Annotated in this window: 6 protein-coding genes; 4 read left to right on the top strand and 2 right to left on the bottom strand. The window is 70.6% G+C overall.

Going from position 1 to position 7,037, the window contains the following annotated elements:
* Positions 1 to 36 precede the first annotated feature (36 nt).
* From K7C98_RS19200 to lon, 3 genes are all read left to right on the top strand, one after another.
* Positions 37 to 723 (top strand): HAD family hydrolase, encoded by a 687-nt coding sequence (locus tag K7C98_RS19200; protein ID WP_224193141.1) that lies wholly within the window; start codon positions 37 to 39, stop codon positions 721 to 723.
* Positions 720 to 1,835, top strand: a complete 1,116-nt coding sequence (locus K7C98_RS19205) for a hypothetical protein (RefSeq protein WP_224193142.1) — start codon at positions 720 to 722, stop codon at positions 1,833 to 1,835. The genes K7C98_RS19200 and K7C98_RS19205 overlap by 4 nt, the downstream gene beginning before the upstream one ends.
* A 153-nt stretch (positions 1,836 to 1,988) precedes the next feature.
* A complete protein-coding gene (lon, locus tag K7C98_RS19210; protein ID WP_224193143.1) occupies positions 1,989 to 4,457 on the top strand; it encodes an endopeptidase La in 2,469 nt (822 codons plus the stop codon).
* 189 nt (positions 4,458 to 4,646) lie between these two features.
* On the opposite strand, the gene K7C98_RS19215 is transcribed toward lon, so the two are convergent.
* On the bottom strand, positions 4,647 to 5,516 hold the full coding sequence (locus K7C98_RS19215) for a peptidylprolyl isomerase (RefSeq protein ID WP_224193144.1): 870 nt from the start codon (positions 5,514 to 5,516) through the stop codon (positions 4,647 to 4,649).
* Between the two features lie 92 nt (positions 5,517 to 5,608).
* Positions 5,609 to 6,283, bottom strand: a complete 675-nt coding sequence (locus tag K7C98_RS19220) for a peptidylprolyl isomerase (RefSeq protein ID WP_224193145.1) — start codon at positions 6,281 to 6,283, stop codon at positions 5,609 to 5,611.
* A 30-nt stretch (positions 6,284 to 6,313) separates the two neighbouring features.
* Between K7C98_RS19220 and K7C98_RS19225 the strand changes: the two genes are divergently transcribed.
* A complete protein-coding gene (locus K7C98_RS19225; protein WP_224193146.1) occupies positions 6,314 to 6,952 on the top strand; it encodes a hypothetical protein in 639 nt (212 codons plus the stop codon).
* Positions 6,953 to 7,037 lie beyond the last annotated feature (85 nt).

The raw sequence follows: 7,037 nt of genomic DNA on the forward strand, positions 1-7,037 counted from the left end.
TGTATCAGGGCCGGAGGTCGGTTAGCCTGTCGCGGCATGATCGGCCTGCCGCAAGCGCTGCTCCTCGACCTCGACGGGACCCTCATCCGGAGCGAACACATCCATACCGAGGGGCTGGTCCGCTTCTGCGCAGGTCGCGGGCTGGAGCTCTCCGAGGCCGAACGGCTGTTCGTGATCGGCCACGCCTGGCAGGAGATCTACGCCGAGCTGCGGCTGGAAGCGCGCCTGGGCGCCTCCCTGGCCGAGGTGCTGGCCGGCACCACGGCCGCCAAGGACGCGATGTTCGCCGCGGGGCTGAGGCTTCCCGTCCTCGAGGGCGCGCGCGAGCTGGTCTTTTTGGCGCACGCCGCCGGGATCCCGGTGGCGATTGTGAGCGGCTCGGCGCGGGCGGAGATCGTGCAGGCGCTGGCGGAGCTCGAGGTGGCGGAGCTGCTGCGGTTTTACCTCGGCGCCGAGGACGTGGTCCACGGCAAGCCCTCGCCGGAGGGCTACGCGACGGCCGCCCGCCGGCTGGGGGCGGCGCCGGAGCGCTGCCTGGTGGTCGAGGACAGCGAGGCCGGGATCGCGGCGGGGCTCGCCGCCGGCATGCGGGTGCTGGCGACCGCGGCGGCCAACCCGCCGCCCGACCACCCCGGGCACCAGCGCCAGCACGCCGCCCACCGCGTGGTCCCCGGGCTCGCCGGGCTGCAGCTGGCCGACCTCGCGGCGGTGATGACGTCGTGAGCCCGCCCGTGCTCGTGCTGATGCCCGACGGCGAGGCCCGCGTCGACCTCGCCCGCCCGGTCCTCGGCACCACCACCGCGACCCGCCTCGCCGACGCCGCTCGCCGCGCCGGCTTCGCCGACGTGCTGATGGCCCCGGGGACATGTTCGATCGTACATGGCGCGAGAGTCGTGTCGTCGGGCGAGCCGATCGCGGCCCCGGCGCTGCTGGCGTTCGAGAGCGCGGTGATCGCCGAGACGCTGCTGCGCGCGCTGGTCGAGCGCCCGCCGGCGAGCGACGAGGGCTACTCGCTCGCCGACGCTCTCGGACGTCCGAGTGCGTGGTTCACCGGGCACCTCGCCAGCGTGCCGGCCGAGCTGCCGATCGCGGAGCAGCTGCCGTGGCCTCCGCAGCGCGGGCCCGAAGACCTCGCGCGCTACGTCTACGGCGAGGACCGGGCGCGGCTCGAGGCGGTGATCTGGAGCGATCACGCCGGCGCAGACGAGGGCGCCGTGGGCGCGGGCGGCTGGCTGCGCGCGATCGTGAATCGACTCGCGGATGGCGGTCGTCCGCTGGGACAGATCGAGCTCGCGGCCACGACGACCGCGGTGCTCGCCGGGCCCGCGGCTCTGCTCGGTGGGCGGCTCGGGATCGTCCTCGGGGCCGCGCTGCTCTGCATCGGGGTGCAGCTCGCGGCCGTGGTGCCCGCGCTCGCGCGACTGGTCCGCGGGCGCGGGGGCGCGGCGGACGTGCAGTGGCTCGCGCCCGCGGTGCGGCCGTTCGGGCACGCGGCCTACGTGTCCGCGTTGACCTACGCGCTGGTCGCCGAGGCGGGCCGCTCGAGCGTCGCGGGGCTCGTGCTGCTCGGCTTCGGCGCGGGTGCGGCGTTCCTGTCGCTGGCACACGCGCGCGACGTGTTGCGCGGCGAGCGACCGCGGTTCGAGTTGCCGAGCGCCGACGCGTTCGCGGCGCGACTCGGCGCGCAGCTGCCCCGCTGGTCGCACAGCGACGTCCGCGTCGAGGTCGTGGCGCTGGCGCTGGCCGTCACGGGTGCGCCCGGTCTGCCCTGGGGTGTGCTCGTCGGCGCTGCGCTCGCGCGGCTGTGGCGGTGGTTCATCGCGCCGCGAGGGTGAGCGGCCCCTCACAATAACGCCTGACCGATCGGACTCGTTGGAGACAGACACTTTTCGGTCTCGAGTCGCGCCGAGCCGTGCCGCGGGGGGCAGCGCACGCGCGGTGTTTGACCCCACCTGGCCCGGATGCTAGGTTTGCCGCCAGGCTCCTTCATGGCACGCAAGATCCCGCTTCTCCCGCTCCGCGAGCTCATCGTCTTCCCGCACGAGGTCGTGCCGCTCTTCGTCGGGCGCGAGAAGTCGATCAACGCCCTCGAAGAGGCCATGGCCAGCGACCGGAGCATCCTGCTCTGCGCGCAGAAGAAGGCCAAGGTCAACGATCCCCGGCCCGACGGCATCCACACCTTCGGCACGATCGGCAGCATCATTCAGCTGCTCCGCTTGCCCGACGGCACGGTCAAGGTGCTGGTCGAGGGCAAGAGCCGGGCGAAGATCGGCCGCTACCTCGACCACGACAAGTACTTCCTGGTCGAGGTCGACGTCATCGAGCCGAGCGCCGTCACCGTCGAGGAGGAGCCCGAGCTGGCGGCGCTGATGCGCTCGGTGCAGGCGACCTTCGAGAATTACGTCAAGCTCAACAAGCGCGTGCCGCCCGAGCTGGCCGCGAGCGTGGCGAGCATCGACAACCCGTCGCGCATGGCCGACACGATCGCGGCGCACGTCAACTTCAAGCTGTCGGCCAAGCAAGAGCTGCTCGAGACCGAGTCGGTCCGGGCGCGCCTGGAGAAGCTCTACGAGCTGATGCAGAACGAGATCGAGATTCTCCAGGTGGAGAAGAAGATCCGGACGCGCGTCAAGAAGCAGATGGAGAAGAACCAGAAGGAGTACTACCTCAACGAGCAGATGCAGGCGATCCAGAAGGAGCTCGGCTCGCAGGACGAGTTCAAGAACGAGATCGCCGAGCTCGAGGAGAAGGTGCGCCGCAAGAAGATGTCGGCCGAGGCGACCGACCGGCTCAAGAAGGAGCTGCGCAAGCTCAAGATGATGAGCCCGATGAGCGCCGAGGCCACGGTCGTGCGCAACTACATCGACACGGTGCTGGCGCTGCCGTGGGACGAGCGCACGGTCGAGAAGCTCGACGTCGACGAGGCGGAGAAGATCCTCGACCAGGACCACTACGGGCTCGAGAAGCCGAAGGAGCGCATCATCGAGTACCTCGCGGTGCGCTCGCTGGTGCCGAAGCTCAAGGGGCCGATCCTGTGTCTCGTCGGCCCGCCCGGCGTCGGCAAGACGTCGCTGGCGAAGAGCGTGGCGCGGGCGACCAACCGCAAGTTCGTCCGCGTGTCGCTCGGCGGCGTGCGCGACGAGGCCGAGATCCGCGGCCACCGGCGCACCTACATCGGCGCGATGCCGGGCAAGATCATCCAGGGCCTGCGCAAGGCCGGCTCGAACAACCCGGTGTTCCTGCTCGACGAGATCGACAAGATCTCGATGGACTTCCGCGGCGACCCCTCGGCGGCGATGCTCGAGGTCCTCGACCCCGAGCAGAACCAGGCCTTCGTCGACCACTTCCTCGACCTCGACTACGACCTCTCCGACGTGCTGTTCCTGTGCACCGCGAACTCGCTGCACTCCATCCCGCTGCCGCTGCAGGACCGCATGGAGATCATCGAGCTCACGGGCTACACCGACGAGGAGAAGGGCAAGATCTGCCGCCAGTACCTCATCCCGAAGCAGCTCGAGGCCAACGGCCTGGCGACGGTCGAGGTCACGTTCACCGACCAGGCGGTCGGCGAGCTCATCCACCACTACACCAAGGAAGCCGGCGTCCGTAACCTCGAGCGCGCGGTCGGCTCGGTGATCCGCAAGCTGGCCCGCGAGTACATCAAGGAGGGCAAGAAGAAGCGCGCGTACAAGGTCGACGTGCGCACCGTCCAGCGCCTCCTGGGCCCGCAGAAGTTCCGCTACAACGTCGCCGAGACCAACGACCAGATCGGCATGACGAACGGCCTGGCGGTGACCATCTTCGGCGGCGACCTGCTGCCCGCGGAGGTCACGGTCTCGGCCGGCAAGGGCAAGGTCACCCTCACCGGCAAGCTCGGCGAGGTGATGCAGGAGTCGGCCCAGGCGGCCGTCACCTACGTCCGCTCGCGCTCGCTGTCGTTCGGCCTCGAGCCCGACTTCTACGAGCACATCGACTTCCACGTCCACTTCCCCGAGGGCGCCGTGCCCAAGGACGGCCCCTCGGCCGGCGTCACGATCGTCACCTCGCTGGTCAGCGCGCTGCTGCAGGTGCCCGTGCGCAAGGACGTGGCCATGACCGGCGAGATCAACCTGCGCGGCAAGGTGCTCCCGATCGGCGGCCTCAAGGACAAGCTGCTCGCGGCCTTCCGCGGCGGCATGAAGACCGTCATCTGCCCGCGCGACAACGAGAAGGACCTCCAGGACGTGCCGAAGAACGTGCTCAAGGCGCTCGAGGTCAAGCTCGCCGACACCATCGACGACGTGCTCCGCGTCGCGCTGTCGATGCCGCCCGAAGACCACCCGAACGCGCCGTTCCGCAAGTTCATGTCCGGCGAGCTGGTGGCCGGCCCCGCCGACTGGCGGGCGGTCGCGCAGTACCTCGACGAGCGCCGCCGCAAGGAGCGCGCGACCCACGAGAGCGAGCACGGGCCGCACTGAGCCTCGGGCTCGAAGGAGCGAGGAGCCGCCGGGACCGTCGTCTCGGCGGCTTCGTCGCTCTCGGCGAGGAGCGTCGACTCGTGAACCGACGTCGGAGCGAGGCGCGGCGTCGGGATCTGCCGGAATTGACATGGCCGCCGAAACCTGTCGAAATGGACAGGTCTCAGCGGCCATGTTCTTGAAGACGGGTCACTTCTTGGCGCGCTCGAACGTGATCTTGTTGATCTTCACGTCGTCGAGCGGGCGGTCGGCGCGGGTCTTGACCTTGCTGATGGCGATCGCCGTCTTGCTGTCGCACTTGCCGAACACGGCGTGCTTGTCGTCGAGGTGCGGCGTGGCCGCGACGGTGACGAAGAACTGCGAGCTGCCGGTGTTGGGCCCGCGGTTGGCCATCGACAGGATGCCGGGGCCGGTGTGGCGCAGGGTCTTGTCGAACTCGTCGACGATGAGGTAGCCGGGGCCGCCGTTGCCCGAGCCGAGCGGGTCGCCGCCCTGCAGCATGAAGCCGGGGATGACGCGGTGGAACAGGGTGCCGTCGTAGAAGTTGCCGGTCTTCCAGGCGTCCTCCTTCTTGACGTAGTAGGGCCGCACGCCGCGGGCCAGGCCGACCCAGTTGGCGACCGTCTTCGGCGCCTGCTCCTCGAACAGCTCGCAGCGGATGGGGCCCATCGTGGTGTCGATGGTGGCGAACAGCTTGCCCTTCGACTTGTCGGCGAGCGCCTCGTCGCCGGCGAGCGCCTGCTCGAGGCTGATCTCGCCCATCGGGTCGCCCTGGGCCTTGTTGTATTCGAGCACCTCGGCCGGGGACAGGCCGGGGCGCGCCAGCTGACCCTTCTTGAACTTCGACGCGGGCGGCGGCGGCTCGGTCGGCGCCGGCTTGGTCTCCGGAGTCTTGGCCTCCGGGGCCTTCGCTTCCGGCGCCTTCGCGTCGGGCTGCTTGGCCTCGGTCTTGGTCGGCGCGGCCTTGCCGGCGTCGGTCTTGCCGGCGTCCGGGGCGCAGGCGGACAGCGCCAGCGCGCAGGAGAGGGAGAGGATGCGGACGTGCGAGATCTCGGGCATGGTCGTAGGTCCGTGGACGGCGAGGGTTTTCCCACGACCGCGCGCCCAGGCCAGCGAATCGGCGGTCACAGAGCCGTGAGGAAGATCGCGGGTCATGGCTCGCGGCGAATCGTGACCGTCTGGATCGCCGGTGGACTCGCGGGATTGGCGAGGGCCCGCCGCGCCAGCTCGCGGACCACGTCCTCCGAGTCGCACGAGCCGAGGATGGTGTGCTTGCCCTTGAGCTGGTTCAGCGGGGCGCTCGAGATGAAGAACTCGGCGGCGCTGCTGTGCGGCGCGCCGGAGTTGGCGAGGGCGAGCAGGCCGGGGCGATCGAACACGTGTCCGGCGGACATCTCGTCCTGGAGGGTGAAGCCCGGACCGCTGCCGCGGCGACCGGTCTGGATGAATTCGCCGTCCTGGACGCGGTGCACCGGCAGGCCGTCGTAGTACGGCCCGGTGTGCCAGGGCCCCTCGGGAGCGTCCTGGAACGGCCGGAGCCCGCGCGCGAGGCCGACGAAGCTGGCGACCGCGATCGGCGCCTCGCTCGGGTCGAGCTGGCAGCGGATCTCGCCGGCGTCGGTGGTCAGGACGGCGAACAAGCGCGAGCCCTCCGGGAGGCCGGCGACCGCCTCCTCGTAGGCGAAGCGCCCGGCGTGCGGATCGCCGGCGGCCTGGTTGCGGGCCAGGACCTCCGAAACCGGCGGCGGGAAGGGGCGGGGCCCGCTGGCACAGGCGCACAGCGCGGCGAATGCGAGCCCGAGGCCGGAGCGGGGAGGGGTGCGCACGGGCGTGAGCATACGTTACTCTCCGCATCGATGGACGTTCGTCGGGCAGCGCGTAGACCTGGCCCTTGGGCCAGCATCGCGCTCGGCCTGTCGCTCGCGTCGGGGTTCGCGTTCGCGGGGTGTCGTCACTCGCAAAGCGGCGAGCTCGGCGCACCAGCAGGCGCGAGCGCATGGGACACCCGGCTCGACCAACTCTTCGACGACCGCTTCACGCCGTCGACGGTCGAGTTGACGGGGCGCGCGCCGGGAGATGTCCTCGACCAGCGGCGCTTCAGCCAGCGCCTCGGTTACGCCGATGTCATCGCCCTGGTGAGCGTCGAACAGGTGTGGAGCCGCACGCTGTTCGGCGGCCAGCCGCAGCAGCGCGTGGAGGTCTCCCTCGGTCGCGTCCTGCGCGGTAGCCTGCCGCGCAAGACGACCCCTGCGCAGGTGCTCGTGCTGCGCGGCGCCGAGGAACTTCCGGCCGACGCGGTCGGACGCGTCATGTTGATGTTCGTCGCCTGGGCGCCGGGAGAGATCCCGGCGTACCACCACCACCTGATGCCCGCCGACGAGAAAGTCATCGAGCTCATCGAGGCGATGGTGCGGCATGCCCGCAAGGCCGGGAAGCTCGACGAGTCGCAGGGCAAGAAGAAGCGGCGCAAACGCGGCGCCGAAGTTGGCTCCTGAGGCCGGTCGGCCGCCCGTCCGGGAGATCTTCTCCGGCCCGGGGGACCGGGCCGGCGAAAATCGACCCGCGAGGGGAGGGCGGCGA

The sequence above is a fragment of the Nannocystis pusilla genome, assembly GCF_020073745.1.
Taxonomy (GTDB): domain Bacteria; phylum Myxococcota_A; class Polyangia; order Nannocystales; family Nannocystaceae; genus Nannocystis; species Nannocystis radixulma.

What these genes read in the sequence shown, in the direction of transcription:
- K7C98_RS19200 (WP_224193141.1), top strand. Translation starts at nt 37, where the DNA reads ATGATCGGCCTGCCGCAAGCGCTGCTCCTCGACCTCGACGGGACCCTC.
- lon (WP_224193143.1), top strand. Translation starts at nt 1,989, where the DNA reads ATGGCACGCAAGATCCCGCTTCTCCCGCTCCGCGAGCTCATCGTCTTC.
- K7C98_RS19215 (WP_224193144.1), bottom strand. Translation starts at nt 5,516, where the DNA reads ATGCCCGAGATCTCGCACGTCCGCATCCTCTCCCTCTCCTGCGCGCTG.
- K7C98_RS19225 (WP_224193146.1), top strand. Translation starts at nt 6,314, where the DNA reads ATGGACGTTCGTCGGGCAGCGCGTAGACCTGGCCCTTGGGCCAGCATC.